At 71.1% G+C, this 26,924-nt stretch carries 28 protein-coding genes; 7 read left to right on the top strand and 21 right to left on the bottom strand.

The window, feature by feature from the left end:
• The 5 genes from DDE18_RS21460 to DDE18_RS21440 form a co-directional block, all read left to right on the top strand.
• Positions 1-690, top strand: a 690-nt coding sequence (locus DDE18_RS21460) for an acyl-CoA carboxylase subunit beta (protein ID WP_281258423.1), incomplete at its 5' end; no start/stop codon positions are given.
• On the top strand, positions 687-1,331 hold the full coding sequence (locus DDE18_RS21455; RefSeq protein WP_116574455.1) for an NTP transferase domain-containing protein: 645 nt from the start codon (positions 687-689) through the stop codon (positions 1,329-1,331). The genes DDE18_RS21460 and DDE18_RS21455, both read left to right, overlap by 4 nt.
• Positions 1,328-1,600: an acyl-CoA carboxylase epsilon subunit gene (locus DDE18_RS21450; protein WP_165821305.1), complete on the top strand. Its 273-nt coding sequence runs from the start codon at positions 1,328-1,330 to the stop codon at positions 1,598-1,600. The genes DDE18_RS21455 and DDE18_RS21450 overlap by 4 nt, the downstream gene beginning before the upstream one ends.
• Before the next feature lie 18 nt (positions 1,601-1,618).
• A complete protein-coding gene (locus DDE18_RS21445) occupies positions 1,619-3,406 on the top strand; it encodes an acetyl/propionyl/methylcrotonyl-CoA carboxylase subunit alpha (protein WP_211754683.1) in 1,788 nt (595 codons plus the stop codon).
• 409 nt (positions 3,407-3,815) lie between these two features.
• The gene (locus DDE18_RS21440) at positions 3,816-4,448 is read left to right on the top strand and encodes a nitroreductase family protein (protein WP_116574450.1); all 633 of its coding nucleotides are present in this window, start codon (positions 3,816-3,818) and stop codon (positions 4,446-4,448) included.
• A 23-nt stretch (positions 4,449-4,471) separates the two neighbouring features.
• Here the strand turns inward: DDE18_RS21440 and cofE are convergent, their stop codons facing one another.
• Complete coding sequence (cofE, locus tag DDE18_RS21435; RefSeq protein ID WP_116574449.1) at positions 4,472-5,416, bottom strand: coenzyme F420-0:L-glutamate ligase; 945 nt, start codon at positions 5,414-5,416, stop codon at positions 4,472-4,474.
• Positions 5,413-6,456: a 2-phospho-L-lactate transferase gene (cofD, locus tag DDE18_RS21430; protein WP_116574448.1), complete on the bottom strand. Its 1,044-nt coding sequence runs from the start codon at positions 6,454-6,456 to the stop codon at positions 5,413-5,415. Before cofD ends, cofE begins: the two co-directional genes overlap by 4 nt.
• 335 nt (positions 6,457-6,791) lie before the next feature.
• Here cofD and DDE18_RS23190 point away from each other — a divergent pair, with 335 nt between their 5' ends.
• Positions 6,792-6,995: a hypothetical protein gene (locus tag DDE18_RS23190; protein WP_165821304.1), complete on the top strand. Its 204-nt coding sequence runs from the start codon at positions 6,792-6,794 to the stop codon at positions 6,993-6,995.
• A 172-nt stretch (positions 6,996-7,167) separates the two neighbouring features.
• On the opposite strand, the gene DDE18_RS21420 is transcribed toward DDE18_RS23190, so the two are convergent.
• The 18 genes from DDE18_RS21420 to DDE18_RS21340 form a co-directional block, all read right to left on the bottom strand.
• Positions 7,168-7,428, bottom strand: coding sequence for a hypothetical protein (locus tag DDE18_RS21420; RefSeq protein WP_116574445.1), 261 nt, complete (start codon positions 7,426-7,428; stop codon positions 7,168-7,170).
• 17 nt (positions 7,429-7,445) lie between these two features.
• Positions 7,446-8,027: an NTP transferase domain-containing protein gene (locus tag DDE18_RS21415; protein ID WP_165821303.1), complete on the bottom strand. Its 582-nt coding sequence runs from the start codon at positions 8,025-8,027 to the stop codon at positions 7,446-7,448.
• A gap of 29 nt (positions 8,028-8,056) precedes the next feature.
• Entirely contained in the window at positions 8,057-10,609 is a 2,553-nt protein-coding gene (locus DDE18_RS21410; RefSeq protein WP_116574442.1) for a bifunctional FO biosynthesis protein CofGH, read from the bottom strand.
• Positions 10,609-11,271 carry an NADPH-dependent F420 reductase gene (gene npdG / locus DDE18_RS21405; RefSeq protein ID WP_116574440.1) on the bottom strand — a complete coding sequence of 221 codons (663 nt, stop codon included), beginning with the start codon at positions 11,269-11,271 and terminating at the stop codon, positions 10,609-10,611. Before npdG ends, DDE18_RS21410 begins: the two co-directional genes overlap by 1 nt.
• On the bottom strand, positions 11,268-12,158 hold the full coding sequence (locus DDE18_RS21400; protein ID WP_245916925.1) for an HpcH/HpaI aldolase/citrate lyase family protein: 891 nt from the start codon (positions 12,156-12,158) through the stop codon (positions 11,268-11,270). Before DDE18_RS21400 ends, npdG begins: the two co-directional genes overlap by 4 nt.
• Positions 12,151-13,311 carry an acyl-CoA dehydrogenase family protein gene (locus DDE18_RS21395; RefSeq protein WP_116574439.1) on the bottom strand — a complete coding sequence of 387 codons (1,161 nt, stop codon included), beginning with the start codon at positions 13,309-13,311 and terminating at the stop codon, positions 12,151-12,153. Before DDE18_RS21395 ends, DDE18_RS21400 begins: the two co-directional genes overlap by 8 nt.
• Positions 13,311-13,760, bottom strand: a complete 450-nt coding sequence (locus DDE18_RS21390) for a Zn-ribbon domain-containing OB-fold protein (protein WP_116574437.1) — start codon at positions 13,758-13,760, stop codon at positions 13,311-13,313. Before DDE18_RS21390 ends, DDE18_RS21395 begins: the two co-directional genes overlap by 1 nt.
• The gene (locus tag DDE18_RS21385; protein WP_116574435.1) at positions 13,757-14,905 is read right to left on the bottom strand and encodes an acetyl-CoA acetyltransferase; all 1,149 of its coding nucleotides are present in this window, start codon (positions 14,903-14,905) and stop codon (positions 13,757-13,759) included. Before DDE18_RS21385 ends, DDE18_RS21390 begins: the two co-directional genes overlap by 4 nt.
• The gene (locus DDE18_RS21380; protein WP_116574433.1) at positions 14,902-15,366 is read right to left on the bottom strand and encodes a MaoC/PaaZ C-terminal domain-containing protein; all 465 of its coding nucleotides are present in this window, start codon (positions 15,364-15,366) and stop codon (positions 14,902-14,904) included. Before DDE18_RS21380 ends, DDE18_RS21385 begins: the two co-directional genes overlap by 4 nt.
• Positions 15,363-15,872: an FAS1-like dehydratase domain-containing protein gene (locus DDE18_RS21375; protein WP_116574432.1), complete on the bottom strand. Its 510-nt coding sequence runs from the start codon at positions 15,870-15,872 to the stop codon at positions 15,363-15,365. The genes DDE18_RS21380 and DDE18_RS21375 overlap by 4 nt, the downstream gene beginning before the upstream one ends.
• A complete protein-coding gene (locus tag DDE18_RS21370; protein ID WP_116574430.1) occupies positions 15,869-17,098 on the bottom strand; it encodes a Rid family hydrolase in 1,230 nt (409 codons plus the stop codon). Before DDE18_RS21370 ends, DDE18_RS21375 begins: the two co-directional genes overlap by 4 nt.
• The gene (locus DDE18_RS21365) at positions 17,095-18,495 is read right to left on the bottom strand and encodes an MmgE/PrpD family protein (protein WP_245916924.1); all 1,401 of its coding nucleotides are present in this window, start codon (positions 18,493-18,495) and stop codon (positions 17,095-17,097) included. The genes DDE18_RS21370 and DDE18_RS21365 overlap by 4 nt, the downstream gene beginning before the upstream one ends.
• Entirely contained in the window at positions 18,492-19,715 is a 1,224-nt protein-coding gene (locus DDE18_RS21360; protein WP_116574429.1) for a CaiB/BaiF CoA transferase family protein, read from the bottom strand. Before DDE18_RS21360 ends, DDE18_RS21365 begins: the two co-directional genes overlap by 4 nt.
• Positions 19,712-20,746, bottom strand: a complete 1,035-nt coding sequence (locus DDE18_RS21355; protein ID WP_116574427.1) for an LLM class flavin-dependent oxidoreductase — start codon at positions 20,744-20,746, stop codon at positions 19,712-19,714. Before DDE18_RS21355 ends, DDE18_RS21360 begins: the two co-directional genes overlap by 4 nt.
• A gap of 4 nt (positions 20,747-20,750) precedes the next feature.
• Entirely contained in the window at positions 20,751-21,287 is a 537-nt protein-coding gene (locus tag DDE18_RS21350; RefSeq protein ID WP_116574426.1) for a MaoC family dehydratase, read from the bottom strand.
• 112 nt (positions 21,288-21,399) lie between these two features.
• Positions 21,400-22,119, bottom strand: coding sequence for a FadR/GntR family transcriptional regulator (locus tag DDE18_RS21345; RefSeq protein WP_165821302.1), 720 nt, complete (start codon positions 22,117-22,119; stop codon positions 21,400-21,402).
• Entirely contained in the window at positions 22,116-22,754 is a 639-nt protein-coding gene (locus DDE18_RS23185) for a hypothetical protein (RefSeq protein WP_165821301.1), read from the bottom strand. The genes DDE18_RS21345 and DDE18_RS23185 overlap by 4 nt, the downstream gene beginning before the upstream one ends.
• 82 nt (positions 22,755-22,836) lie before the next feature.
• Complete coding sequence (locus DDE18_RS21340; protein ID WP_116574422.1) at positions 22,837-23,415, bottom strand: hypothetical protein; 579 nt, start codon at positions 23,413-23,415, stop codon at positions 22,837-22,839.
• Between the two features lie 177 nt (positions 23,416-23,592).
• Between DDE18_RS21340 and DDE18_RS21335 the strand changes: the two genes are divergently transcribed.
• Positions 23,593-25,128 (top strand): class I adenylate-forming enzyme family protein, encoded by a 1,536-nt coding sequence (locus DDE18_RS21335; RefSeq protein ID WP_116574420.1) that lies wholly within the window; start codon positions 23,593-23,595, stop codon positions 25,126-25,128.
• Between the two features lie 48 nt (positions 25,129-25,176).
• Here the strand turns inward: DDE18_RS21335 and DDE18_RS21330 are convergent, their stop codons facing one another.
• On the bottom strand, positions 25,177-26,829 hold the full coding sequence (locus DDE18_RS21330; protein ID WP_116574418.1) for an alpha/beta fold hydrolase: 1,653 nt from the start codon (positions 26,827-26,829) through the stop codon (positions 25,177-25,179).
• Positions 26,830-26,924 lie beyond the last annotated feature (95 nt).

Here is a 26,924-nt window from a genome sequence, read left to right as displayed (position 1 = left end):
AGCGAGTTCCTCGAGGTGCAGCCGCTGTTCGCGCCCAACATCATCGTCGGCTTCGGCCGGGTCGAGGGCCGCCCGGTCGGGGTGGTGGCCAACCAGCCGATGCAGTTCGCCGGCTGCCTGGACATCGACGCCAGCGAGAAGGCCGCCCGCTTCGTGCGCACCTGCGACGCCTTCAACATCCCGGTGCTCACCTTCGTCGACGTGCCCGGCTTCCTGCCCGGCACCGACCAGGAGTGGAACGGCATCATCCGCCGCGGCGCCAAGCTGATCTACGCCTACGCCGAGGCCACCGTCCCGCTGATCACCGTGATCACCCGCAAGGCCTACGGCGGCGCCTACGACGTGATGGGCTCCAAGCACCTCGGCGCCGACATCAACCTGTCCTGGCCCACCGGCCAGATCGCGGTGATGGGCGCCCAGGGCGCGGTCAACATCCTCTACCGCAACGAGATCGCCGCCGCTGCCGCAGCTGAGGCCAGCGAGCCTGGTGCCGTTGACAGGCGCCGGGCCGAGCTGGTCCAGGAGTACGACGACACCCTGGCCAACCCCTACATCGCCGCCGAGCGCGGCTACATCGACGCGGTCATCGCCCCGCACGAGACCCGCCCCGAGATCGTCCGGTCGCTGCGGCTGCTGCGCTCCAAGCGCGAGACCCTGCCCCCCAAGAAGCACGGGAACATCCCGCTGTGAGCGCGCGCTACCGCGTGATCCTCCCGGTCCAGGAGCTTCACCAGGCGATGCCACGATCCGGGCTGTGGCCCGAGGAACGCGCCCGGTTGAGTCACGCCTTTGCAGCGGACACACTCGATGCGATTCGGCAATGCCGATCGGTCTACGACATCGTGGTGGTCTCGCCGGACCCGGGCCTCGCCGCGCTCGCGGTCGACAATGGAGCACGGTTCATCCCGACAGAGCCGGGGACGGGTCTCAACGCTGCGGTCGACCACGCTCACGCCCAGACCCGTGACGATTCCCCCCAGATGGTCGCCGCCATCGTCAGCGACCTTCCCGCACTCCAGCCCGACGAGCTCGAAGAAGTCCTCGCCGCCGCCGGCCGCCGCCATGAATCCGTATACGCGACTGACCTGGGCGACGCAGGCGTGACGTTCCAGGCCGAACGTGTGGCCACCTTCGAGGCCTGCCTGGCCCCCGATCCGGCGCGGCGGCAGAGGCCGAGAGGTTCCGCGGTGACAGCGGCCCCCGGACTCAGATGCGACGTCGACACCTGCGATGGGCTCCGTATCGCCTCCTATGTGGGCCTCGGGAACGCGACGCGACGAGCGCTGCACGACCTCGGCGACCGAATCCTTCGACGGGCCGAAACCCGATGACCCGCGCTGAGTACGCGCCGGGTGTGCACGCACAGGCAGCAGCCGATCACCCCGTCGCGACGTCGCCCCGGGCCCCGATGCTGCGCGTGGTCAACGCCGACGCCACCCCCGAGGAGGTCGCGGCACTTGTCGCGGTGCTCCTCATCCCCCAGACACCGGCCACTCCGACCCCGGGAAATCCGTCGGAGTGGCCGGTATCCACCCGCCTGCGCTCGTTCCCCGACCACCGGCCGGGCGGGTGGCGAGCCAGCAGCCTCCCCACGAGTTGAGCGATTGGAGCGACAGTGATGCCAGAGTTGAAGAAGGTCCTCATCGCCAACCGGGGCGAGATCGCGGTGCGGGTGATCCGTGCCTGCAGGGACGCCGGGATCGGCAGCGTGGCGGTCTATGCCGAGCCGGACCGGGACGCCCTGTTCGTGCGGCTGGCCGACGAGGCCTACAGCCTGGGTGGTGCGACGCCTGCGGAGTCCTACCTGTCGATCGAGAAGATCATCGACGTCGCCAAGCGTGCCGGCGCCGACTCGGTGCACCCGGGTTATGGGTTCCTGGCCGAGAACGCCGGCTTCGCCCAGGCCGTCCTGGACGCCGGGCTGGTCTGGATCGGCCCGCCGCCGGCGGCCATCGACGCGCTGGGCGACAAGGTCAAGGCCCGGCACATCGCCGAGAAGGTGGGCGCCCCGCTCGCGCCGGGCACCCAGGACCCGGTCGAGAGCGCCGAGGAGGTGGTGAGGTTCGCCGAGGAGGTCGGCCTGCCGATCGCGATCAAGGCCGCCTTCGGCGGCGGCGGTCGCGGCCTGAAGGTGGCCCGCCGGCTGGAGGAGGTCGCCGACCTCTACGACTCGGCGGTCCGGGAGGCGGTCACCGCGTTCGGCCGCGGCGAGTGCTTCGTGGAGAAGTTCCTCGACCGGCCGCGGCACGTCGAGACCCAGTGCCTGGCCGACCAGCACGGCAACGTGGTGGTGGTCTCCACCCGGGACTGCTCGCTGCAGCGTCGCCACCAGAAGCTGGTCGAGGAGGCGCCCGCGCCGTTCCTCACCGACGACCAGGTCACCCGGCTCTACGAGGCGTCCAAGGCGATCCTCGCCGAGGCCGGCTACGTCGGCGCCGGCACGTGCGAGTTCCTGGTCGGCCGCGACGGCACGATCTCCTTCCTCGAGGTCAACACCCGCCTCCAGGTCGAGCACTGCGTCTCCGAGGAGGTCACCGGCATCGACCTGGTCCGCGAGATGTTCCGGATCGCCGCGGGCGAGGAGCTCGGCTACGGCGACCCGGAGATCCACGGCCACTCGATCGAGTTCCGCATCAACGCCGAGGACGGCGGCCGCAACTTCATGCCCGCCCCCGGCACCCTGACCGAGTGGGCTCCGCCGCAGGGCCCCGGCGTCCGCGTCGACGGCGGCTACGAGAAGGGCGAGACCATCCCGGGCTCGTTCGACTCCCTGATCGCCAAGCTGATCGTCACCGGCCGCGACCGCACCCAGGCGCTCGAGCGGTCCCGTCGCGTGCTGGCCGAGTTCCGGGTCGACGGGATGCCCACCGTCATCCCCTTCCACCAGGCGGTCGTGGATGACCCGGCCTACGTCGGTGCCTCGACGCCCTCGGGCGAGGGCGAGTTCAGCGTCTACACCACCTGGATCGAGACCGAGTTCGACAACCAGATCCAGCCCTACGCCGGCCCTGATGGCTCCGACGGCGAGTCCTCAGACCTGGGCGAGCGGCAGAAGGTGACCGTCGAGGTCGGCGGCCGGCGCCTCGAGGTCGTGCTCCCCGCCGGCCTCGGTGGGCTCGCCGCCGGCGGTGCCGCCGGGGCCGCGAGGAAGCCCAAGCGGGCGGCCAAGAAGGCCGGCGCCGCGGCCTCGGGCGACGCGGTCACCTCCCCGATGCAGGGCACCATCGTCAAGGTCGCCGTCACCGAGGGCCAGGAGGTCGCCGAGGGCGACGTCGTGGTCGTGCTCGAGGCGATGAAGATGGAGCAGCCCCTCAAGGCCCACAAGTCCGGCACCGTCACCGGACTCAAGGCCGAGGTCGGCGAGACCGTCACCAACGGCGCCGTCATCTGCGAACTCAAGAACTGAACGAAAGGACAGAACGTGAGCGCCCACCGATGGTTCGTCGTGGCACCAGCCTCAACATGGACCCACGGGTCCGCTGGGCTCAGCCGAACGCCCTCGTCGACGAGTCATGCGAAGACCATGGGAACCATGACAACCGCTTGCGGCATCCCGTGCGCCACGTGGCAGAAGTTGTGGGAAACGCCGTACGTGCCTGGCCGCGTGGGACAGTCGTGCCCTGACTGCGACGCCGTTGTGAAACTGGAGACCCTGGGCAGCAAGTTCGTCGAGTAGCCGGGTGGCCCTCGGCGGTGTATGCCACGAAGGCGGGCGCCTCGCGGTCGACGCACGGGTCTACCAACTTTCTCCGGATCGGCTTCACTAGGCAGTTCACCCCCGTGGGTCCCCGCTAACGACTGAAGGGACGCGACCGATGGAGTTCCAGGAAGTTGTGCGGCGCCGACGCATGGTCCGGAGGTATGCCGATCGCCCGGTCGACCGGGGGGTCCTAGATCGGATGCTGGCGAACGCGGTGCGGGCGCCCAGTGCGGGGTTCACGCAGGGTTGGGCGTTCCTGTGCCTCGACACTCCCGAGGACGTCAGCAGGTTCTGGCGGTCGGCGAATCCATCTCCGCGCTCATCCAATGCCTGGCTCGATGGGATGCGGACCGCCCCCGCGATCATCGTTCCGCTGAGCAGCCAGCAGGCCTACGCCGATCGATACGCTCAGCCCGACAAGGGATGGAAGGCTCCCATCGGAGAGCGTTGGCAGGTGCCGTACTGGCACGTCGACGTCGGGATGGCGGCTCTCTTGATCCTGCAGACCGCCGTCGACGAGGGCCTTGGGGCGTGCTTCTTCGGTGTCGCCGACGTCGATTCGTTCCGGACCGAGTTCGGGGTGCCCCACTCGTACACGCCGGTCGGAGCCATCACGGTGGGACACATGCTCCCGGACGACATCGGCACCGGCGGATCCCCTCAGCGCAGGCCACGCCAACCCCTGGACGAGGTGGTTCACCGCGGCCAGTGGCAAGGCTCCCGGCCACGCACAGACCCAGACGCGTGACCCTGCCGGGCTCAGCTCGGCGTTTAAGCTCGGGGCCGCAGCATCGAGGCCGCGGCTCCGGGATCACTCGGCAGCGCCTCAGCCCGCCACCCATACGCCAGTATCAAAGCCTGCAGCCGCGCATCATCCGCCGCCGCGGCGACGTGAAGCCCGCCCACGGTCTGCGACGCCGTGAAGCCACACAGGTCGAGAGCGCGAACCAGGTCGCCCTGATCCGCCGGCGTGCCGAAGAGTGAGGGGTCACCACCACTGAGCGCCGCCACCACGGCCTCGCGAGCGCCGAGTCCGAACATGTCCTCCCCACGCGCCCGCACCAGGGCCGCTGCTCCCGGCCCGTGCACTCCGGACGCGAGGACACGTTCGTCCAGGCCCCGGACGACCACGACCGGACGTCGTCCGAGCTTGCCGCTCGCCACCTCGGCGACACCCGCGATCTCGTCGGCGATGGCAGGCATGGTGACCGAGAGCTCGTTGCCGTACCCGTCGGTGAGCCCTGTGTGGGGATCGAGGGGGTGGACGCCGGCGACGCCGATCGCGATGTCGGTCTGGCCATGGCGCCAGGGCCGCCCGGCTGTGTCGGCGATGATCACAGCCACGTTGCGCCCGAAGCGTCGATGCAGACCCTCGCGCAGGGATCTCGCCGAGGCATCGGGATCGCGGGGCAGGAGCGCGACCGTGCCTGGCTCGACGTTCGAGGCATCGACCCCTGCCGCCGCCATCACCAGTCCGAGATGGTTCTCGACGATGACGGTGGCCCCGCGGCGCGCGACGGTGCGCACCGTTTCCTCGGCCACCGCTGCGGCACGGTCCTTGCGGACCACGCGGCCCTCGGCCTTGCTCACGATCTTGCTGGTGACGACCACCAGGTCGCCGTCTTGGAGTGTGACGCTTCCCCCGACCAGCTGAACCAGGTCGGTGTCCGTGGAGACTTCCCCGATCCCGTTGACCGGCGTGACCGTGAGAGTCATCGGGACGCCAGCCGCAGGGACTCGGCGACCATGTCCGCCGTTACGTCGGGTTCCGTCATCCACAGCGGGACAGCCTCAGCGCGAATGCCAAGGGCCTCGATGCGCGGCAACTGGGCTGCATCGCTGGAATCGATCAGCCACCCGTCGAGCAGACCCCCACTGGTGCGGCTTCCGTAGTGCGCGGCCACCCCAGCCGCGGACACCTCCACGCCGACCACTTCGAGGAGCTGCCGCGCCATGCCGCGGACGTGGTCCGAGCCGATGATGCCCGAGACGCCGATCACCGGTGCCGGGCATCCCTTCAGCGTCTCGGCTATGCCCGGGACGGACAAGATGGTGCCAATCGAGACGACCGGATTCGACGGCGGCAGGAGCACCACGTCCGCGTTGTCGATGGCCTCCAGCACCCCGGGCGCGGGCTTCGCATGTTCGGCCCACTGCGGGGTGATGGCGAACGCCGGCACGGCGGCGCCGTACCGGATCCAGTACTCCTGAAAGTGCACGTTCTCGCGTTCCCCGGAAGCCGGGTTCGTGATCAGGACATGGGTCTCGATGCGATCATCACTCATCGGAAGCAGCCGAACTCCAGGATTCCACCTGCGACAGAGCACCTCGGTCGCCTCCGAAAGAGACCGACCCTCGGCCAGCAGCTGGGTCCGGGCCAGATGCGTTGCAAGGTCACGATCACCCAGGCCGAACCATGGCAAGCCGACCCCGTAATGCGTGAGCTCTTCCTTGGCGTTCCAGGTCTCCTGTGAACGACCCCATCCGCGGTCACGATCGATGCCGCCGCCCAGCGTGTACATCACGGTGTCCAAGTCTGGACACACGAGGAGGCCATGCAATCTGAGGTCGTCACCTGTGTTTGCGACCACCGTGATCTGCACCCTGCCATCGGGGACCTCGCCATCCGTGGATCCGGTCCACGGTTCAAAGCCTCGACGTGCCACCAAACGCAGGAGACCTTCCAGGAAGCGTGCCCCGCCGACGCCGCCCGAGAGCACCGTGATGCGCTTGGGAAACGTATGTTGGCCGGTCATGTCCAAAGGCTAATGGTCGGCGCGAACCGTGGATCTTGGTGTCCAGTCGCAGCTCAACGGCACAACCGATCAATGGCGTGAACGCGGCTCCTGCACTTCGACGAATCGCGTTTGCACCCTCAATGCGCCACCGACGGCCCCCTGCATGCGGCACCGTGAGCTTGCCAGCCGCGTCCCATCCGGAAGTGATGCGAGCATCATGCTGGCTGATCGCTGGTGGGAGCTCGTGCCACGCGGTCGCCGTGGGTTCGGTCTGTCGCCCATCTCCTGAGAGATCACGCCTCCTCAACCGCACCACATCCGCGACTGAGAGGCGCTCCCCCAAGAACCGGGCTATGGACGGCCGCGGCCGCCGCCTCCGCCGACGCAACCGCTCGCTCGGCATCGGCGCGGGCTTCGCAGGCGAGCTCGAGTTCGACCGTCGCCTCGTCGATGCGCTTGTCTCGGGCCAGCTGGTCCGGGTCCAGCTGGAGCCGGCGTTCCCCGGCTGCCTTCAGCCTGGCCTCCCGCGCCCGGTCCCGACCGGCCTGCGCCCCTGACGCCGTGTTCACTGGTGACCACCTCTGCCCTGATCCGATGCCGCGGCACATGCCACTGCTCCTTCACAAGCCAGAAGCAACACCGACCAGCACTCATCGGACGCCCAGCGGACCCCGACCTGCCGCCACCGCCGTGCCCACTTGAGCGCGTCGTGGCCCCTCACTCAGCGCGTCACGAGTACATGACCTCTTGGCACTCCACACAAATCCTGTCGCGCCCTTGAACGTGGGTGAGGTGCCAGAAGATCGGCCATCCGGCGGCCGGAAGACCGCAGGCGGTGAAGGCGTCCTCGGGACGTCTGGCGTGCCAAGATCCGAAGGGCTCGGGCGGCTTGACCGCCGCCGTCGACCGGTGCCGAGCCGTCACCACCCAGGCCGAAGCCGTGCGCGCCGTCCGTTGTCCGTCCTTCTCGGTGTCCTCCAGGTTGCTCACCGGCGATCCCTTACCCGTCATGACGCCGCCAGACCGTTCGACAACACGAGAGCGGCAAGATCTTGCGGTGTGTCCAGGTCCCAGCGCAGGGATCGCGGGCCGGTGCGCGCGCGGCGGTAGCCCAGTCGCCAGTGCATCGCGGCGGAACTGCGACCGAACCCGAAGCCCGGGAGCGTGTCGGGACCGTGGATGAGGAACGTCGTGCCCGTGCCCTCATGATCCGCGACGAAGAGAGGCGCGCCCTCGGCGATGAACTCGGCCACCACGGCGTCCAAATCGCTCGGGTGGAGCGCCGGCAGATCGGCCACGAGGACGGCGACAGGGGCGTGTGGACGAAGCTCGAGCGCACGCTGTCGGCCGAGGGCCGCCGCCAGGTTTATGCCCAGCGGACGCGGCTCCGCCACCACCTCGGCACCGACCTGCACTGCGTCCAGGGAGATGTCCTGGTCACCGGTCACCACCAGCACGGCGCCCACCTTCTCCGCGGCGAAAGAGGTCCGCACGGTGGCTGCGGCCAGACTCACAGCCAGCTGGCGCGTCTCCTCCCGCGGAAGCTGGAGGCGGGTCTTCGCCACACGCGCGTCCTTGGCCAGGACCACGACGGATGCTCGCCGGTCGACTGCCCAGATCACGACGCCACCCCGGACACCTGGCGGAGCGGGACGCCGTACGTCGTGGTGCGCTCCCGCACCGGCCGGCCGATGCCGGTGGCGATCTCCGTAAGCTCGGCGACCGTCTTGGCAGAGCCGTGGTCGGACCCGGCCATCCGGGAGATGGTCTCCTCCATCAAGGTGCCGCCGAGGTCGTCGGCCCCAGCACTGAGCATCGCGCGGGTGCCGTCGACCCCGAGCTTGACCCAGCTCGTCTGCACGTGGTCGATCGCGCCGTGGAGCATGATCCGGGCCAAGGCGTGCACCGCGAGGTTGTCGCGCATCGTCGGGCCCGGCCGGGCCACGCCCGCGAGGTAGATCGGGGAGGAGGTGTGCACGAACGGCAGCGGGACGAACTCGGTGAAGCCGCCCGTCTGCTCCTGGATGCGACGCAGGACCCGCAGGTGTGCCACCCAGTGGCGCGGGTTGTCCACGTGGCCGTACATCATCGTCGAGGACGATCGCAGTCCTACGCGGTGGGCCGTGGTGACCACGTCGATCCAGGTGGAGGCGGGGAGCTTGCCCTTGGTGAGGACCCAGCGGACGTCGTCGTCGAGGATCTCCGCCGCCGTCCCCGGGATGGTGTCGAGACCTGACTCGCGTGCCTTGATGAGGAAGTCCTCGATCGACAGCCCGGTGCGGGTTGCGCCGTTGACGATCTCCATCGGGGAGAAGGCGTGCACGTGCATCTCCGGCACTCGCTGCTTCACCGCCGCGACGAGGTCGAAGTAGGCGGTTCCGGGCAGCTGCGGGTCGATGCCGCCCTGCATGCACACCTCGGTCGCGCCGAGACGCCACGCCTCCTCGGCACGGTCGGCGACCTGGTCCAACGAGAGCGAGAAGGCATCGGCGTCAGTACGGCGCTGCGCGAACGCACAGAACCGGCACCCGACGTAGCAGACGTTGGTGAAGTTGATGTTGCGGTTGACCACGTAGGTCACCTCGTCACCGACCACGTCCCGGCGCAACCCGTCCGCCAACCGGCAGACCCGCTCCAGGATCTCACCCTCGGCGGTCATCAGCGCCAGCGCCTGCGCATCCGACAGCCCGGCCGGGTCCGCCTCGGCAGCGCGCAGCGCCGCCCACCCGTTCCCTCGGGCCGTGGCCGCGCTCGGGCGCTCGGCGTCCCTGCGGACCTCGTCCCAGTCGCCGTAGACGGTGTCGAAGTCGGCCCGGCGGTCCGAGGTGCGCCCTTCGGTGTCGATGCCGGCGTGAAGATCCGTCCGACCGGCCCCGAGGCCCTGCTCGGCCAGGCCGCCGTCGGGCTCCTGCCAGGGCAGTCCGGTGGGACGTACGCCGTCACGGGCGAGACCGTCCTCACCGGCGAGCGCGGCGACGTGGCCGGCCAGCCGTGGGTCGAGCCAGGGCTCGCCACGCTGCAGCGCGCCCACGACGTACTCCGGGTGCACCGTCAGCCGGGGCCTCAGCTCCAGGCCCGCCTCCGCGGTGATGTCGCGGAGTCGGTCGAGGGAGGGCCAGGGCCGCTCGGGATTGACGTGGTCCGGTGTGAGTGGCGAGACCCCGCCCCAGTCGTCGACGCCGGCTTCGAGCAGTGCCCGGCACTCGGCCGGGTCGGTGAGGTTGGGCGGTGCCTGCACCCGCGCCTTGGGACCGAGCACGATCCGGGTCACGGCGATGGCGGCGCGGTACTCGTCCAGGGCGAGGTCGGCGGCGTGCCGCATGGCGGTGTCGGGCTTGGCCCTGAAGTTCTGGACGATCACCTCCTGCAGGCCGCCGTACTGCCGGGCCACCCGCCGCAGCGGGAAAATCGTCTCGGCCCGCTCCGCCAACGTCTCGCCGATGCCGACCAGCAGCCCCGACGTGAACGGCACCGAGAGCCGGCCGGCGTCCGCCAGCACCCGCAACCGCACCGCAGGGTCCTTGTCCGGCGACCCGAAGTGCGCCAGCCCGCTCGTCTCGAAGAGCCGCCTCGACGTGGTCTCGAGCATCATGCCCATCGAGGGGGCCACCGGCTTGAGCCGGTTCATCTCCTCCCACGACATCACGCCGGGGTTGAGGTGCGGCAGCAGGCCGGTCTCCTCCAGCACCCGCACCGACAGGGCCCGGACGTAGTCGAGCGTCGAGTCGTAGCCCTGCTCGTCCAGCCAGGCCCGCGCCTCGGGCCACCGCTCCTCAGGACGGTCACCGAGCGTGAACAACGCCTCCAGGCACCCCACGGCTGCGCCATCGCGGGCGATCTCGAGCACTTCGTCCGGAGACAGGTACGGCGCTCGCCCCTCGCGTGCGCCATGACCGGGCGTCTCGACGAAGGTGCAGTAGTGGCACCGGTCCCGGCACAGCCGGGTCACCGGGATGAACACCTTCGGTGAAAACGTCACGACTCCCGGTCGGCCGGCGGCCACCAGGCCCGCATCCCGCACCCTCGCCGCAGCGGCGCACAACCGGTCCAGGTCGTCACCGCGGGCGGCCAGCAGGGCGGTCGCCTCCTCCACGTCGACGGCGGCCCCACGCTCGACCCGGGCCAGGGCGCGTCGTACCTGCGCGGCGTTGGGCGCCTGCTCGCTGCTCATCACACGTCCGTGACCCGGACGCCGGCGTGCGCCGTGTAGCGGCGGTTGATGCTGATCAGGTTGGCCGTCAGCGCCTCGACCTGGTGCGCGTTGCGCAGGCGACCCGCATAGATCCCCCGCATCCCGGGCACCACGTCGGCGAGCGCCTGTACTGCGTCCGTCGCCTCGCGGTCGTCGCCGAGCACCAGCACGTCGGTGTCCACCGAGGCAACCTCGGGGTCCTCGAGCAGCACGGCCGAGACGTTGTGGAAGGCCCCCACCACTCGCGAGTCCGGGAGCAGGGCTGCGGCCTGCTGGGTCGCCGACCCCTCCGGGACCGGCAACGCGTAGGCGCCCTGCTTGTCGAAGCCCAACGGGTTCACGCAGTCGACCACGATCTTCCCCGCTAGCACGGGCGCCAGCTCCGCCAGCAGCTCGGCGTGCCCGTCCCACGGCACCACCACGAGGACCAGATCGCCCGCCGCCGCAGCATCCGCGTTCGCCGCTCCCTCGACATGACCACCGGTCACGTCGGCCAGCTCGGCTGCCGCTTTCTCCGCGCGCTCAGCCGAGCGACTGCCCAGCACCACGTGCAGGCCCGCTTGGGCGAAGCGACGCGCGAGGCCTCGCCCCTGGGGACCGGTGCCTCCGAGCACGGCGATGGTGTGGGTGGTCGGGGTCATGGGAGCTCCTTGCTGTTTCGACGAGTCGGGATGCGAGCGGACTGGTCAGGTCCACGACGCTCACGGGCGATCAAGGACCGAGCCCGGCGTGCCACTGCCTCGTCGATCATTCGGCCGTTGACGTCGAGTGCGACGCCCGAGGCCGCTGACTCCAGTGCTGCGAGCACCCCTTCGGCCCACGCGAGCTGATGCGCCGTGGGGGTGAACACTTGGTGGCACACCTCGACCTGGGCAGGGTGGATGCAGGCCCGTCCCATGAAGCCGAGTCTCGCCAGTGCCTCGGTGGACCGGCGGAAGGCGTCGAGGTCCCGGAACTCGGTCGAGACGGGGGCGATCGGCGGGGCGATGCCGGCAGCGGCGGAGACGAGCACCACGTGCGACCGCACGAGCAGCAGCTCGCGCTCGTCCTCGCCGAGGGTCACCCCGACGTCGGCGCGGAGGTCGGCCTCTCCGACCTGCAGCCGCTGGACCCGGGGGGCGGCCGCGATCTCCCGAGCGGAGAGCACGGCCGCGGCGCTCTCGAGCAGCGGGACCACTGAGCAGTCCGACCCGAGCTCGTCGAGCAGCGCGTCGAGCCGCACGAGCTCCTCGGCCGACTCGGTCTTCGCCACCACGAAGCCGCGTAGCGACCCGTGCCCGGCGACCGCTCGGACGTCTGGCTCCTGGAGCGGGCCGGGGTTGATCCGGACCCAGAGACCGACCTCCGTGTCCCTGGCCCGGTCCAGCCAGTCGGCGACGACCTCGCGGGCGTACTCCTTGCGGTCCGGCGCGACCGCGTCCTCGAGGTCGACGATCAGCTCGTCGGCGCCGCGGCCCAGCGCCTTGTCGAGCTTGTCGGGGGCATCGCCGGGGACGTAGAGCGCCGACCGGGACAGCTGCTCAGCCAACCTTCGTCTCCCCCTTCACCAGGGACTTCGCGACCACCGTGCGGAGGATGTCGTTGGTGCCCTCGCCGATGCTCATCAGGATCGAGTCGCGGTAGAGCCGCTCGACCTCGAACTCGGTGGAGTAGCCGTAGCCGCCGTGCACCTTCATGGAGTCGATGGAGGCCTGGAGCGCGACCTCGGAGCAGAAGATCTTCGCCATCCCCGTCGCTCCGTCGGCGCGGCCGTTGCGGACCGCGTCGGCAGCCCAGTAGGCCATCAGGCGGGCGGCCTGCACCTGCGTGCCGAGCTCGCCGAGCCGCAGCTGCACCGCCTGGAACTCGGCGATCGGCTGACCGAACGCCTTGCGCTGTTGGGCGTAGGCGAGCGCCTCGTCGTGCGCGCGCTGGGCGATCCCCACCGACCGTGCGGCGATGTTGACCCGTCCCCACTCCAGGGCAGACAGGACCTGCTGCATCCCGCGCCCCTCGACGCCGCCGACGAGCTGGCTGGTGGGCACGGCAACGTTGTCGAGCAGGATCTCGCACGACTCCGTCCCTTTGTAGCCCAGCTTCGGGATGTCCTTGGTGACCTCGAAGCCCGGGGTGCCCGCCTCGATCAGCAAGACGCTCATCCCGGTGTGCGCGGGGGACGCGGACGGGTTGGTCTTCACCAGCACCGGGAGCGGGTCGGCGTACCGCGCGTTGGTGATCCACATCTTCGAGCCGTTGACCACGTAGTGGTCGCCCTCGAGGCGTGCGGTCGTCCGGATGCCCTGGAGGTCGGTGCCCGCGTCGGGCTCGGTGAGCCCGATCCCCGAGCGTCGCTTGCCTGTGGCCAGGTCGGGCAGGTACTTGGCCTTCTGCTCCTCGGTGCCGTGCATATGGATCAGGCGGCACGCCAACGAGTGGCTGCCCAGGATCCCGGCGATCCCCATCCAGCCGCGCGCCAGCTCCTCGAAGACCAGCGCGAAGGAGACCGGGTCGAGGTCGAGGCCGCCGTACTCCTCGGGCACGGTGATGCCGAAGAGCCCCATCTGCTTCATGGCCTCGACGATCTCGGTCGGGTAGCGGCCGGCCTGCTCCCACTCCCGGGCGACCGGCACGATCTCCTTGTCGACGAACTGGCGCAGCAGGGACTTGAAGTCGCGTTGGTCCTCGTCGAGCTCGAACTTCATCAGTACTCCTCGGTGGGTGCGGGACGGAAGTAGGGCAGGGCGCGCCCGTCGGACAGGACGTGGAAGTGGACGACCACACGGGTCCCGGCGGCGTAGCCGCTCCCCTCCGGGTCGGGGGGCTCCAGCCGGGTGAGGACCAGGGGGCCCTCGGCGAGCCGGACTCTGGCGACCGTGTAGGGCACGACGACGTCGGGCCGGGGGGCGCGGTGCACCGTGGTCGCAACGTCCACCGTGGCCTCGCCGGTGGCGTCCACCTGCGCTAGGTGCTCCATCGACGAGCACCCGGTGCAGACCGCGCGCGGCGGGTGCTGGACGCTTGCGCAGGCGGAGCAGCGCTGGACGGTGAGTCGGTGCTCCCCAGTGGCCTGCCAGAACGCCGCGGTCACCTCGTCGGCCGGCGGTACCTCGGCCGGGGACCAGCCTGTCCCAGGACGAACGCTCTCGTTCATCGGTCTACCCCCAGGACAACCGTCGCGTGGGAGGACAGGATCCCTCCGGTGCCGTGGGCCACGGCGACCTCGGCTCCCTCGACCTGGCGCGGGCCGCACTCCCCTCGCAGCTGCCGGACCGCCTCGACCAGGAGCAGGACGCCGTACTGACCGGGATGGCAGTAGGACAGCCCCCCGCCGTTGGTGTTCAGCGGGAGCTCGCCACCCGGCCGGGTCCGGCCGTCCGCGATCAGGTCCAGGGCCTCCCCTGGCGCGCACAGGCTTAGCCCCTCGAGGCTCAGCGCTGCGGTGATGGTGAACGAGTCGTAGACCTCGACCACGTCCACGTCCGCGGCGGTGATCCCGGCCCGGGCGTACGCGTCGCCCGCCGATCCGAGGGCCGCGGGCACGGTGAGGTCCTCGACCGCGGTGAACGACGTGTTGGTGCTGCGCTCGCCGTACCCAAGCACCCGCACCGGGGGGCGCCTCAGGTCCCGTGCCCGCTCGAGCGAGGTCAGCACGACGGCCCCTCCCCCGTCGGTGACCAAGCAGCAGTCCGCCGTGGTGAGGGGGGTGGAGACGACCGGCGCGCTCAGCACGTCCTCGGCGGCAATCGATCCCTTGCCGTAGCGGAAGGCGGCCGGGTTGAGCAGCGCCCACTCCCGGGCCGAGACCGCGATCTCGGCGAGCTGCTCGTGGGTCTTCCCGTAGCGGTCGAGGTACGCTCGGGCCGCCATCGCGTAGTAGGAGACCGGGTAGAGGACGTCGTAGGGCTCCTCGAACTGCGCCTCCGGGATCCACGGCTCGTGGACGCCGCTCATCTTCCGGGAGCGGGCGGAGCGCTGGTTGGAGGCGAAGGAGATCACGACCACCTCGCACTGCCCGGCCTCGATCGCCTGGGCTGCGCGGGCGACGAACATCTCGTAGGCGCTGCCGCCGGCGAAGGTCGACTCGGTCCATCGCGGCGTGATCCCGAAGTAGTCGGCCAGCTGGGTGGCGGAGAAGCGAGAGACGCCGGTGGTCGCGATGCCGTCCACGTCGGCCAGGGTCAGACCGGCGTCGGCCAGGGCGCGCGTGACCGCCTGCGTCTGCAGGCCCAGGATCGACCGGTCGGTCACGCCGAGGTCGGACTCGGCGGCCCCGACGACGGCGACGCCGGCGCTCATGCCGGGGCCTCGGCGCCCGGTCCGTCAGGACGCCCGACGAGGACCGTGGCGGAGCAGGGCGCGGCGGCGACGCGCCCCTCGGAGCCGTCCTCTTCGAGCACGACCACGCTCATCCGCACCTCGATCCGGTCCTCGCCCACACCGACGACCTCACCGCTGCAACGCAGCGTCTCACCGGCGAAGACCAGGTTGCGGAAGGTGAAGGACAGGGTGTGGACGAAGGACTGCGGACCCAGCCAGTCCTGAAGCATTTGGACCAGCAGTGCCCCGTAGACCTGCCCGTCCACGATCGGCCCCGGCAGCTGCTTCTGCGCTACGTACTCGGTGTCGTAGTGGAGTCGGTGAAAGTCCCAGGTGGCCCCGGCGTAGGCGACCATGTCAACCAGCCTGAACGTCCGCTGCAGCTCCGGCACCTGGTCGCCCACGCTGATCGAGGCGAGGTCCGGCCACGTGGCACTCATCGCTGGCTCCCCTCCAGGCTGACGAAGATGATGGTCTCTGAGTTCTCGGCCAGCGGCTCGCCCTCCACAGTGGCGAAGCGGGCAGTGGATGTGATGACCAACATCTCCTTGCCGGAGCCCGTCGTCTTCGCCGCCACGTCGTCGATCGTCCAGGTCGCCACGACGCGGTCGTCGGGACGGATCCGACGGTGGAAGGTGTAGCTGTTGCCCCCGCGGACCTGGCGGGTGCCGGGCAGGTCCAGACCCCAGGTGTGCCCGGGATAGCCCTCCTCGTCCATTGGGAGGCCGGCGTACTGGTTGGTCTCACAGATCAACGTCAGCGGTGCGGTGACCCCGGCCAGACCCTGCTCCCGGGCGTACTCCGCGTCGGAGTAGAGCGGGTTGTCGTCGCCCACGGCCATGCCGAAGTAGCGACCGGCCACCGCCCCGAAAGGCTCGGGCGCGGTGTAGGTGACGGTCCGGCCCCGGAGCGCGAGGACCTCCTCGGTCAGCAGCGAGCCGGTCACCGGTCGTTCCCCCCGGGCTCGGGGTACAGCGCCAGTGGGAAGACCTCCAGCAGGAACTCCGGCCGGAGCAGGCTGTGGCAGATCGCTCCCGTCGAGGCCGGCCACGGCGCGGAGAGCATCCGCTCCCGGACGCCGGCCACGGCACGGTAGTCCGGGATGGCCGCCTCCACGCAGTACTCGGTGGTCTCCAGGAGGTCGGTCGGCCCCAGCCCGGCGTGCTTCAGCAGGGTGAGGATCGCGTCGAAGGTGACCTGGGCCTGTGCCTCGATGTCGCCGGGGTGCAGTGCCTGCTGGGTCTCCATGTCCAGCGCCGCGAAGCCGGACATGAAGAGCGTGCGACCGGCCTTGATGCCGGGGGCGTAGGTGAGGGTGTCGTAGCGGGACCAGCCGGGGTTGACCAGCTCCAGCGGGTGGCGCGACGCGGTCACGTCGATCGCCACCATCTGACCCGGCGCGTGCAGCCTGCTCATCAGGATCCCGCCCGCACCGGGGTAGACACCGCCGGGGTTGTTGCCGAGCAGCTCCTCGCGGATCCGGTGGGTGCTCCGGTAGACCTCGCGGGTCTCCGGTGTCGAGTAGTCGTACGTCGTCACCGCGTGGCCGAGGTCCAGCCCGACGTCGCGCAGCAGGCCGTCGGCCCGCTCAAGGCAGTAGCGGTACTGGGCGGCGAAGTCACCGGGGTGGACCACCTCGCCGTGCTCGCCGAGCGGGACCATGGTCGGCAGGTAGACGACGCCGTCGCGCCCCTCGGTGACGGGGGACCTCTGCCAGGCGCCGGCCTCGCGGGCCTCGCTGGCCACGCGCAGCTGCTCGCCCCCGCCCCTGACCGCGTGCAGCTCGACCTCGAGCCAGGCTGCGCGACGGACCAGCCGCTCGACCACGACGGTCCGCACGGTCGGCTCGTGGCCACCGAAGAGCTCCCGTCGCACCGAGGCGGCGGTCTCGTAGTCCGACAGCCCGGCGATCGTCACGTTCTCCGTCACGCGGGTGACGTCCTGCGGGCCGAAGCCGGCGCCGGCCAGGATCGTCAGGCACTTCTCATAGGCGATCCGCGCCTGCTCCTCCATCGTGCCCTGGACCGCCATCTTGCCGATCGCCGGGTCGTGCCGGGCGGAGGTGTGGCCCGAGGTCCAGGCCGCGTCCCCCTCGCTGAGGCCCAAGCAGAAGGTGAACCCCTCGTAGGGGAACCAGGGGAAGGACTCGGGCGTGATGGCGTGCAACGTCATGGGGAGCTCTCCTCGCTCGGCGGAACGGGTGCGGCGGCCTCGGCGGCCAGGGTCAGGGGTGCGGACAGGTCGGGAGCCTCGGGCAGGGCTCGCAGCACATCGGCCAGGGCGCCCGCGCGGGCGCCGACGTTCCCCGTCAGCTTGGCTTCCAGGGCGGCCTCGGACAGCGGGGAGCTGCCGCCGCCGGGGCTGCGGTCCACGTGGCCGGTCACGGTCCGGCCGTCGTCCAGGACCAGGGTGACGTCGCCCGGGGCGTCCGCCGCCACCACGGCGGGGTCGCCTTCCTCCCACGTCACCCGGGCGGCCAGCGAGGAGACGTCCGGCCGGCGCAGGCCGTCGGGGCTGTAGGTGTCGGTGCCGACCCGGCCGTCGAGCAGGATCGCCGCGACGCTCCAGGGCAGGGAGAACTTCGCGGCGTAGCCGCTGGCGGGCCGGGTCAGGTCGCGGTCCGTCGCGCAGACGACGGGCGCCGAGTCCGGGTGCACCCGGGCGTGCACCGCGCGGATCCTGTCCGGGGTCGCCCCCGACTCCGCCAGGGCGACCTGGGCGGCCGCCATCGAAGCGTGCGCCAGCTGGCAGGTGGGCCAGGGCTTGATGCCGATCCGGGTGGTCTCCCACCGCTGTCCCAGCCCCTCGAGGATGGAGCCGGCGTCCACCGACCCGGCAGCCCACGCGGCCGGGGCCAGCGCCTGGTAGACCCCGTGCGGACCGTCGAAGACGGTCTCCGGGCCGGTGGCGCCCGCGGCGGCGAGCCGCGCGGCGAGGATGCCCGCCTGGGAGGCGAAGCCCGGGTGCAGCTGCTTGGTGCTCGCGCCCGTCCCGAGGAAGGCCAGCAGGCCGCCCGCCTGGCTGCCCGCGATCCCGAAGGCGTGGGTCGTCGTGGCGGCGTCGAGGCCGGCGAGCCGCGCCGCGACCGCAGCGGAGGAGAAGACCCCCGCCACCATCGTCGCGTGCAGCCCGCCCGCGTGGAAGGCGTGCGGAGCGGCGGCCGCGACGCGACAGGCGACCTCGTAGCCGACGACCGCGGCGTCTACCACCGCGCGACCGTCCGCACCGGTCTCCTCGCCCACCGCGAAGGCCGCGGGCAGCACGACGGCGGTGGCGTGGACCAGCCCGCCCGCGTGGGTGTCGTCGAAGTCGAGGGCGTGCACCAAGGTGCCATTCGCGAGTGCCGCCGCCGGGGCCGAGACGCGCGTGCTGGTGCCCAGTACCGTGGCCTCGGGAGGTCCGCCGAGCCCGGTGGCCACCGCCACGGCGGGTGCCGCCGCCCCGAGCCGGGCGCCGGCCACGGCGTTGCCGAGCCCGTCGAGCAGGTGCCGCAGCGCGGCCTGCTCGACGGCGACGGGCACCTCGACAGTGCCCACCACCCACTCGGCCAGCGCGGGGGCGATCATCATCGTGCCTCGGTCGCGCCTGCCGGCGCACCGAAGGCACCGGCACGGGCCAGCTCCGCGATCCGCTCCTCGTCCAGCCCCAGGATCCCGCGCAGGACCTCGTCGGCGTGCTCGTTGCGCTGGGGCGCCCGAACGTAGGTGGGCTGCTCGGCCCCCACCCGGACCGGCGACGCCACCTGCTGCACCGTGCCGTAGCGGGGGTGCTCCGTCGTGACCAGCATGTTGCGCGCGCTCAGGTGCTCGTCGCGCAGCGCGGTCGGCACGTCGTTGATCGGTCCGCACGGGATGGAGGCGGGGTAGAGATCGGCCAGCCACTCCTCGACCGTGCGAGTGCGGAAGATGGCCTCCAGCTCGGCGATCAGCGCCTCCTTGTGCTCCCGGCGGCCGCCGAAGTCGGCGTACGGCGAGCCGGTCCGGGCCCACTCGGGACGCCCGATGACGTCCGCCAGGCGGACCCAGAACTTCTCCTTCGCGCAGCCGACCACGAACCAGCCGTCGGCCGCCTCGAACGCCTGGAAGGGCACCAGCGAGGGGTGCGCGGAGTGCCGGGTCCGGACCGGCACGAAGCCGGCGTTGAGGTGCCACGTCGCGGGATAGGTCAGCATCGACATCGCGGTGTCGTACAGGCTGACGTCGCAGTCCATGCCCAGACCATCACGCTTGGCGGCGTGCAGGCCCGCGAGCAGCGAGACCGCGGCGACGTAACCACCGGAGAAGTCGACCAGCGAGAGCCCGGACTTGGCCGGCGGACCGCCGGGCTCACCGGTGAGGTCCATCCAGCCGGCCAGCCCCTGCAGCACGTAGTCGTAGCCCGGCTCGCTCTTGCGCGGCCCGGTCATCCCGAAGCCGGTCAGCGAGCAGCAGACGATCGCGGGGTTGAGGTGCTTGAGCTGGTCGTAGGTGATGCCGATCTTCTCCGGCACGTCACCGCGCAGGTTGGAGTAGACGGCGTCCGCGGTCCGCACGAGCTCCTCGAAGACCTCCCGCCCGGCGGGCGAGGAGATGTCGAGGGAGACGGACTTCTTGTTCCGGTTGAAGGTCTCGAAGAAGAGGGAGTCACCGTCCTCGGCGTACGGAGGGACGTAGCGCCCGACGTCGCCGCCGACCCGCGGGTCCTCGATCTTGATCACCTCGGCGCCGAGGTCGGCGAGGTGGACCGATCCGAAGGGCCCGGCGCCGTACTGCTCCAGGGAGATGATCCGGACGTCCTGCAGGGGCTTCACTGTCGACCTCCGGTCACGTGGGAGATGAGCTCGATGATCCGGTCCTGGGCGGCGCGGGTCTCGTCGGCGGCGATGCCGTGGGTGGGCGGGCTGAGCTTGACGGCGTCCGCGAGTCCGTCATACTCCGCGATCCGCGCGGCGACCCGGTCGAAGTCCCCGGTGAGAGTGAGCGCGTCGACCATCCGGTCACTGACGGAGTCGGCCAGGTGGTCGGCCCCGCGGCCGGCGCGGAAGGCCGCGATGACCTGCTGCTGCTCCTCGGCGAGGCCGTGGAAGTCGAAGAAGTCGGCGTAGGTCCGCACGCTGGCGTAGAAGCCAACCAGTCCGGCCACCCGCTGCGTAGCCACGGCGGGCTCGGGGTCCACCGAGCAGCACGCCGAGACGACCAGCTCGATGTCCGAGCGCTGACGGCCCTCGACCGCTTCGAGCCCGGCCTGGATCTCGGGCAGGACCCGCTCGCGCAGGTAGGACGGCGAGCACAGCTCGTGGCTGATCCAGCCATCGGCGATCCGACCGGCCAGCCGCGTCATCGCCGGTCCCATCGCCGCCAGATAGACCGGGATATCGGTGCGGAGCACCGGGAAGGGCCGCTCATAGCCGCGGATGCGCATCGGCTCGAACTCGCCGTCGAGCTCGATGGGGTCGCCTGAGGTGCAGCAGGCCCAAAAGTGCCGCACGTCGCGGACGACCTCGCGCAGGTGGCCGACGGGCTTGCCCCAGCGGGCGTTGTGCCAGTCCTCGTTGAGCCGCTGGACACCGGTGCCGAGGCCGAGGACGAAGCGGCCGCCGGACAGCTCGTCGAGGTCGAGCGCCTCCAGGGCGGTGATCATCGGCGAGCGGGTGAACGCGAGCGCGATGGCTGTCCCGACTTGGGCGGTGGTGGTGGCCTGGGCGATCGCGGCTGCGCTCAGGGTGGCGGAGCGGTGGAGCTCCGGGACCCAGAGCGCCTCGGCGCCGGCCTGCTCCGCGCGCCGCGCGGCGTCGGCCAGTTCCTCCAGGCTCTCGCCCCAGGGGGCGTAGGTGATCCGCATCGGCTCAGGCCTCGTCGAAGGGAGTGCCGGCGGCCAACGGGACTTTGCCCTCGGGGAAGATGCCCTCGAGCTGCTCGGCGCCCCGCTTGTAGACGTAGAAGGTGCGCTTGAAACTGCAGACCTCGTCGCCGTCCTGGTTGACGGTGCGGGTCTTGACAGTGACGATGCCGGCGTGCGGGCGCGTCCCCGACTCGCGCTTCTCCAGCACCAGGGACTCGCTGTAGAGCGTGTCTCCGGCGAAGACCGGGTGGGTCATCCGGATCTCGTCCCAGCCGAGGTTGGCGAAGGCGTTCTGGGTGATGTCGGTGACGGACTGGCCGACCGCGATGGCGACGGTCAGCGTGGAGACGACCAGCGGCTGCCTGAACTCCGACTTCGCCGCGTAAGCGCGGTTGAAGTGCATCTGGTTGGTGTTCATGGTGAGCAACGCGAACGAGGTGTTGTCGTACTCGGTGACGGTGCGTCCCAGCGGGTGCTGGTAGACGTCCCCGATCTCGAAGTCCTCGAAGAATCGCCCGGTCCACCCGCTCTTCACGCCCACTGCACTCTCCTCGATCAGCCACTGGTCCCCGTCACTGTAAACATCAGACATATGCGGGTCAAGGCTTTCGGGGCATTCTGCGGAACATTGTTCCAGATTCGGGGCGAGACTGCTACACCTCGTACACCTCGCGCAGCCAGCGGAGGTGGGTGGCCATGAGGGAGGCCGCCGCGTCGGCGTCGCCCTGCTCCACCGCGGCGAAGATCGCCGTGTGTTCCTCGTCCACCCGGGCGTAGTACCCCTCGATACCCTCCGGCCGCAGGAACTGCGCCTCCAGTACTCGGAAGAGCGGCTCGGTCATCATGGACAGCAGCGGGTTCTGCGCGGCGTCGACCACGATCTGGTGGAAGGTGCGGTGCTCCACGAACCGCCCCTGCCGGCCCTCGGTCGCCACCTCCCGCCGCAGAGCCTGGCGCAGTCCCTCCAGGTGGGCCTCGCTGCGCCGCTCCGCGGCCAGCCGGGCTGAGGGCACCTCGAGGATCTCGCGCGCCTCCAGCATGTCGTGCACGCCGAGCCCGTCTCGTCCTGACATCAGGCCCAGGCTCGTCTCGAGGTAGGCCGAGACCTGGCGTGCATCCACCGCGCTGACGAACGTGCCGCCCGTGACCCCGCGGCGGGTGTGCACCAGGTCGCGCGAGGTCAGCGCGCGCAGCGCCTCTCGCACCGTGCTCCGGGAGACGCCGAACTGGGTCACCAGCTCGGTCTCGCTGGGCAGTCGGTCGCCTGCCCGCAGCTCTCCGCTCAGGATCAGGGAGCGCAGCTGGTCGGCCACCTGCTGGTAGGCGGGGAGCACCCGGCTGACCGGGAGCGCCGGCCGCTCGGTCCCGGTCACGATCGTGCTCCCTCCGGCGCCGGCGCGGACGCCGCGGCGCGCCAGATCACCAGGTCCTCGGCCGTCCCCTGCCACGCGGACGCTCCGGCCGCCCACCGCCGGGCGTCGAACCCGTCGGCCCGGGCCGGCCACTGTGCCGCCGCACCACGGGTCCACCGCGACACCGACGTCACGAGGAGGGGCGCCTCGGTCGCAGTCCCGCCCGGGGCGTCCGCGAGCCGATCGTCCCGCAGGTCGGCCAGGTCGACGACGTGGCACGGCGCGTCGGGGACGGTCGGCAGCTCCGCGGCCGGGACGAAGTGCGGCGGGCCGTCAAACCAGACGAGTGCGAGGCAACCGTCCGGCGTTCGCAGCTCCTCGCGCAGCCGACCGGCGCCGACGTGCACCAGCATGCCGGGGCCCAGCCGACGACCATCGAGCCACAGGGCTCCGGAGAGCACCACGAACTCCTCCGCCACCAGGTAGCCGCCGGGGGTCGACCGCACGAACCCGACCGGGAAGCGGCCCAGCACCGAGAACGGCGCCGAGACCGAAGCCAGCGGGATCGTGCTGAGGTCGTGACTGGCACCCGGCATCGCGGCAGGTCGCCACCGCTCCGGCGGACGGCTCAGGTCCAGCTGCTCCGCGCGCGCCATGGCTCTCCGCTCAGGTTTGGAGGGGCCCATCCACCTCCGAGGTGACCGTAAAAGGTCTGACATCTGGGGTCAAGAGGACCGATCAGACCCAGCGCTTGATCACGACCGGCCCCTCGCCCGCCGGGAGCGGCTCCCCCGCCGGCACATGTGCCCAGCGGTGGCTGGCGGGCCACAGCAGGTCCACGCCTGTCTCGAGCACCGTGCCGACAGCGTGCTCGCGCACCTCGACGGAGCCCTGCAGACCCTCGGCCGGGGGTCGCACCACGCCCGGCGCCAGGTCGAGCACCCGGACCTCCCGGGGAGGGTCGGCGGGCCCCTCGACCCAGCCGCCCGCCTTCCCGGAGAACCACGCGACGACCCGGGTGTCCGGCTCGTTCCTCGTCTCCAAGCGGGTCGCCCAAGGGGCGCAGACAAGCAGCTGGCCGGGCGCCGACCGCCTGCCGCTGAGCCACATCGCCCCGGAGAGGGCGACCATCTCCTCCTGCGAGGGCTGCCGGCCCACCGCGTCGCGGCGCCAGTCGTCGGGGAAGTCCACCAGGACCGTCCGGTCTCCTCGCACCGGGTCGTGGTGCAGCACCGCCATCCGGGCAGGCGCGTCGGCGCCGGCGGGGGTCAGCTCCCGCCACTCGAGATCGGCGGTGCGGAGGTCGACGACGACCATGGCGGCTCCTTCAGCTCGGAGGGCCGGCGCCGCTCGTTCGCGGACAGGCTCTCCCCGGATGGGACTCGATCGGTCTAGACTCAATCTGAAACGCTGTTTCAGTCTTGCATATCCCTGCGCACCACGACCCCGGCGGAGCGCGTTCACAACGGCGCGCAAACCGCCCAGGAGGACCACATGGCCATCACGCCCGGAGGAGCTCCGCTGTCGATCGTCGACGGCGTCCGCGAGTTCGCCCGTTCGACGCCGGGTGCCACCGCCGTGATCGACGGCGGGCGGACCCTGACCTACGCCCAACTCCACGAGCGCTCCAGCAGGCTGGCCAACCACCTGACCGGGACGGGCCTGCGTCCCGGCGACCGGGTGGCCGTCCTGCTCGGCAACCGGTTGGAGTTCCCCGAGGTCGCGGCGGGAATCGCGAAGGCCGGTCTGATCATGGTGCCGCTCAACCCCCGCCTCACCAGGAGCGAGGCCGGCTACATCCTCGAGCACAGCCGCAGCAGCGCGATCGTCCTCGACGCGGCACTGACCTCCCTGGTCGACGACCACGCGGCCAACCACGGGCTGACCGCGACCAGCCTGGACGGCGGACCCCTCGGCCTCCCTTACGAGGAGGCCCTGGCCGCCGCCGACGACCGCGACCCCGAGACCGCCGTCGACGAGCTCGACCCCTTCTGCATCACCTACACGTCGGGGACCACCGGGCGTCCCAAGGGTGTCCTGATCTCCCACCGGAGCCGGGTCCTCACCATCTACATGAGCGCGCTGGAGTGGGGCTTGGGTGCGGGGCGCGTCTCGGCCGCGGTCGCGCCCATGTACCACGGGGCGGGCTTCGCCTTCGGTTACGCCCCGGTGTTCACCGGCGGCACCGTCACCATGCTCAACCGGTGGGACGCCGCCGCCTTCCTCGATCTTGTCGAGCGGGACCGTGTGCAGTCGGCGTTCCTGATCCCGACCCACGCCCAGGGCCTCCGCAGCCTGGGTCCCGAGGCCCTGACCAGCCGCGACCTCGACAGCCTCGACACGCTCTACTTCAACGCCGCCGCGCTGCCCTGGGCCCTGAAGCAGTGGGTGATGGAGTCCTTCCCCCGCTGCGGCGTCCACGAACTCTACGGCTCCACCGAGGCGGGCATCGTCACCAACCTCCGGCCCGCCGACATGCGACGCAAGCCCGGCTCGGTGGGCCATCCCTGGCACATGACCGAGGTCCGTGTGGTCGACGACGAGGGTCGGCCCGTCCCGCCCGGCGTGCCCGGGGAGCTCTTCAGCCGCTCCCCATTCCTGATGAACGGCTACCTGGACGACCCGGAGGCCACCGCCGCCTGCACCACCGAGGACGGCTTCGTGACCTGTGGGGACGTGGTCGTCGTCGACGAGGAGGGCTACATCTCCATCGTCGACCGGAAGAAGGACCTGATCATCTCCGGCGGCACCAACGTGTACCCCCGCGAGATCGAGGAGGTGGTGGCCACCCACGACTCCGTCGTCGAGTGCGCGGTCGTCGGCGAGCCCGACGAGACGTGGGGCGAGTGCGTGGTGGCCCACGTGGTGCTGCGACCGGGCGCGACCCTGGACCCGGTGGCGCTGGAGAAGCTGTGCCGCACCAGGCTGGCCGGCTACAAGGTGCCCCGCCGCTGGTACGCCCTGGACACGCTGCCGCGCAACGCCGGCGGCAAGGTGGTGAAACGCGACCTGGTCGCGCCGCGCGCCTGACGGTGCCACGGGGCGCGGCCCGGACGGGCCGGACCGCGCCCAGGCGCATCAGGACTGGCGCACCGCCCAGGCCGCGTCGCGGCCCGCAGCCGGGTCCAGCTCGACGAAGCTGACGGCTCCGGCGCTGGCCGCCTCCGACCCCTCCCGGAGCATGTCCTCGGAGGTGGCGCACACCAGGACCGGTACCGACACCGCCGCCAGCCGCGAGCGGGTGTCGTATCCGAAGGCGGCCCGGTAGGAGTGCTGGTAGGTCGGTCCGCTCTTCACCCACTCCATCACCAGCGCGTGCAGACGCTCCACTTCGGCCGGGGCAGTGGGGCGCGCGGCGTCCGCGGTCGGCCTGTACCACGGCCACCACAGCTGCGCGTCACGCGTCACGTGCCACGCCCGGACCAGGTGCTCGCCGTGCGGTTGCGGGGCCAGGTCCACGAAGTAGTTCGCCAGGATGTCGCGGCGCAGCTCCTCGTCCAGGAACGGGACCCCGTCGGCCACGACACGGGAGACCAGGTCAGGGCGTCGGCAGGCCAGCTCCAGCGCGATGCAGGCACCGGTGTGCGAGCCATAGACCTCCACCGGCCCCAGACCCAGCTCCTCCAGCACGGCGGCGCTGGCGTCGGCGAAGTCGCCGATCTGCGGTGCGTCCCCGCGCGGAGCCGAGGAGTAGCCGTTGCCGAGGGTGTCCGGCGAGACCACGAGGTGGTCGCGCGCCAGGTCCGCGATCAGGGGGGCGAAGCTGTCGGCCGAACCCGGGGAGCCGTGGACCAGCAGCAGCACCGGGGCGTCCGGGTCCCCGTCGATCCGCACGTGGCTGGTGCCGTGGCCGGTCCGGACGTAGCGCCGACTGGTCCCTCCGGTGTGCGTCACCGCCGGGGACGCCGGCGCCGCGGGCAGACCGAGGTCGTCGGAGAACGCCGCGAACAGCGTGACGAGGTGGTCCACGTCGGAGACGCTGCGCACCGACAGCCCCGAGAGGTCAAGGCCCAGCCGGTCCAGGTGCTCGTGTAGCGGGTCGGCGTGCTTCGCGACGAGCACCGCGGGCACCTCGAGCCGTATCAGCGCGGCCCGGGCGTCGTACTGAAAGGCCGCCCGGTAGGAGAGTCCCCAGTCCGGGCGCGCCCGGAGCATGTCGAAGGTCATCTGCTGCAACTCCGCCAGCGGCGGCATCGACTCCGGGAGCCGGCGCTCGGCCTCCTGGCGGTACCACGGCCAAAAGGTCCACATGTTGCGGATGCGGTGCCACGCCTCGAGCAGGTGGCCGCCGTACCAGTCGGGCACCACCGGCGGGGTGTAGCGCTCCAGCTGGTCGCCCAGCTCCTCGGGGGTGTAGAGCCCCAGTCCGTCCATCACCAGCTGCGCCACCCGGGTGGGGGCGGCGACCGCGACGCCCAGGGCGATCTTCGAGCCGGTGTGGGTGCCGGCGATGACGAAGCGGTCCAGGCCGAGCGCGTCAACGAGCTCGATCACCCGGGCGGCGTAGTCCTCGATCACCGGCACCTCGACCCCGGGGAGCGGGTCCGACTGGCCGTACCCCGCGGTGTCGACCGCGTAGACGGTGAAGCGCCCCGCGAGCGGCTCGATCCAGTGGCGCATCATCTCCGCGGACATCGGCGAAGAGTGCATGAGGACCACCGGTGGCCCCTCCCCCGCCCGCAGGTAGTGCATCTGCCCCCCGGACAGCGAGACGTAGTGGCGCTCGATCACATCGGACCTCCATTATCGGAACGTTGTTTCACTACAGGCAGTCAACCGGACGCCGGCCGTCGCGGCAAGGAGTGTCCGGTCGGCGTGCGATTCCC

Source organism: Nocardioides gansuensis, assembly GCF_003076135.1.
Lineage (GTDB): Bacteria > Actinomycetota > Actinomycetes > Propionibacteriales > Nocardioidaceae > Nocardioides > Nocardioides gansuensis.
Note: the sequence above shows the minus strand (reverse complement) of the source record. Positions and strands in the feature narration are given on the sequence as shown.

Coding starts and splice junctions, on each gene's coding strand:
- DDE18_RS21450 (WP_165821305.1), top strand. CDS start 1,328: ATGACCCGCGCTGAGTACGCGCCGGGTGTGCACGCACAGGCAGCAGCC.
- DDE18_RS21340 (WP_116574422.1), bottom strand. CDS start 23,415: ATGGTCGTCGTCGACCTCCGCACCGCCGATCTCGAGTGGCGGGAGCTG.
- DDE18_RS21335 (WP_116574420.1), top strand. CDS start 23,593: ATGGCCATCACGCCCGGAGGAGCTCCGCTGTCGATCGTCGACGGCGTC.
- DDE18_RS23185 (WP_165821301.1), bottom strand. CDS start 22,754: ATGGCGCGCGCGGAGCAGCTGGACCTGAGCCGTCCGCCGGAGCGGTGG.
- cofD (WP_116574448.1), bottom strand. CDS start 6,456: ATGACCGGCCAACATACGTTTCCCAAGCGCATCACGGTGCTCTCGGGC.
- npdG (WP_116574440.1), bottom strand. CDS start 11,271: ATGACCCCGACCACCCACACCATCGCCGTGCTCGGAGGCACCGGTCCC.
- DDE18_RS21365 (WP_245916924.1), bottom strand. CDS start 18,495: ATGATGATCGCCCCCGCGCTGGCCGAGTGGGTGGTGGGCACTGTCGAG.
- cofE (WP_116574449.1), bottom strand. CDS start 5,416: ATGACTCTCACGGTCACGCCGGTCAACGGGATCGGGGAAGTCTCCACG.
- DDE18_RS21410 (WP_116574442.1), bottom strand. CDS start 10,609: ATGAGCAGCGAGCAGGCGCCCAACGCCGCGCAGGTACGACGCGCCCTG.
- DDE18_RS21355 (WP_116574427.1), bottom strand. CDS start 20,746: ATGCGGATCACCTACGCCCCCTGGGGCGAGAGCCTGGAGGAACTGGCC.
- DDE18_RS21395 (WP_116574439.1), bottom strand. CDS start 13,311: ATGAAGTTCGAGCTCGACGAGGACCAACGCGACTTCAAGTCCCTGCTG.
- DDE18_RS21385 (WP_116574435.1), bottom strand. CDS start 14,905: ATGAGCGCCGGCGTCGCCGTCGTCGGGGCCGCCGAGTCCGACCTCGGC.
- DDE18_RS21445 (WP_211754683.1), top strand. CDS start 1,619: ATGCCAGAGTTGAAGAAGGTCCTCATCGCCAACCGGGGCGAGATCGCG.
- DDE18_RS21390 (WP_116574437.1), bottom strand. CDS start 13,760: ATGAACGAGAGCGTTCGTCCTGGGACAGGCTGGTCCCCGGCCGAGGTA.
- DDE18_RS23190 (WP_165821304.1), top strand. CDS start 6,792: ATGGACGGCCGCGGCCGCCGCCTCCGCCGACGCAACCGCTCGCTCGGC.
- DDE18_RS21440 (WP_116574450.1), top strand. CDS start 3,816: ATGGAGTTCCAGGAAGTTGTGCGGCGCCGACGCATGGTCCGGAGGTAT.
- DDE18_RS21370 (WP_116574430.1), bottom strand. CDS start 17,098: ATGACGTTGCACGCCATCACGCCCGAGTCCTTCCCCTGGTTCCCCTAC.
- DDE18_RS21380 (WP_116574433.1), bottom strand. CDS start 15,366: ATGAGTGCCACGTGGCCGGACCTCGCCTCGATCAGCGTGGGCGACCAG.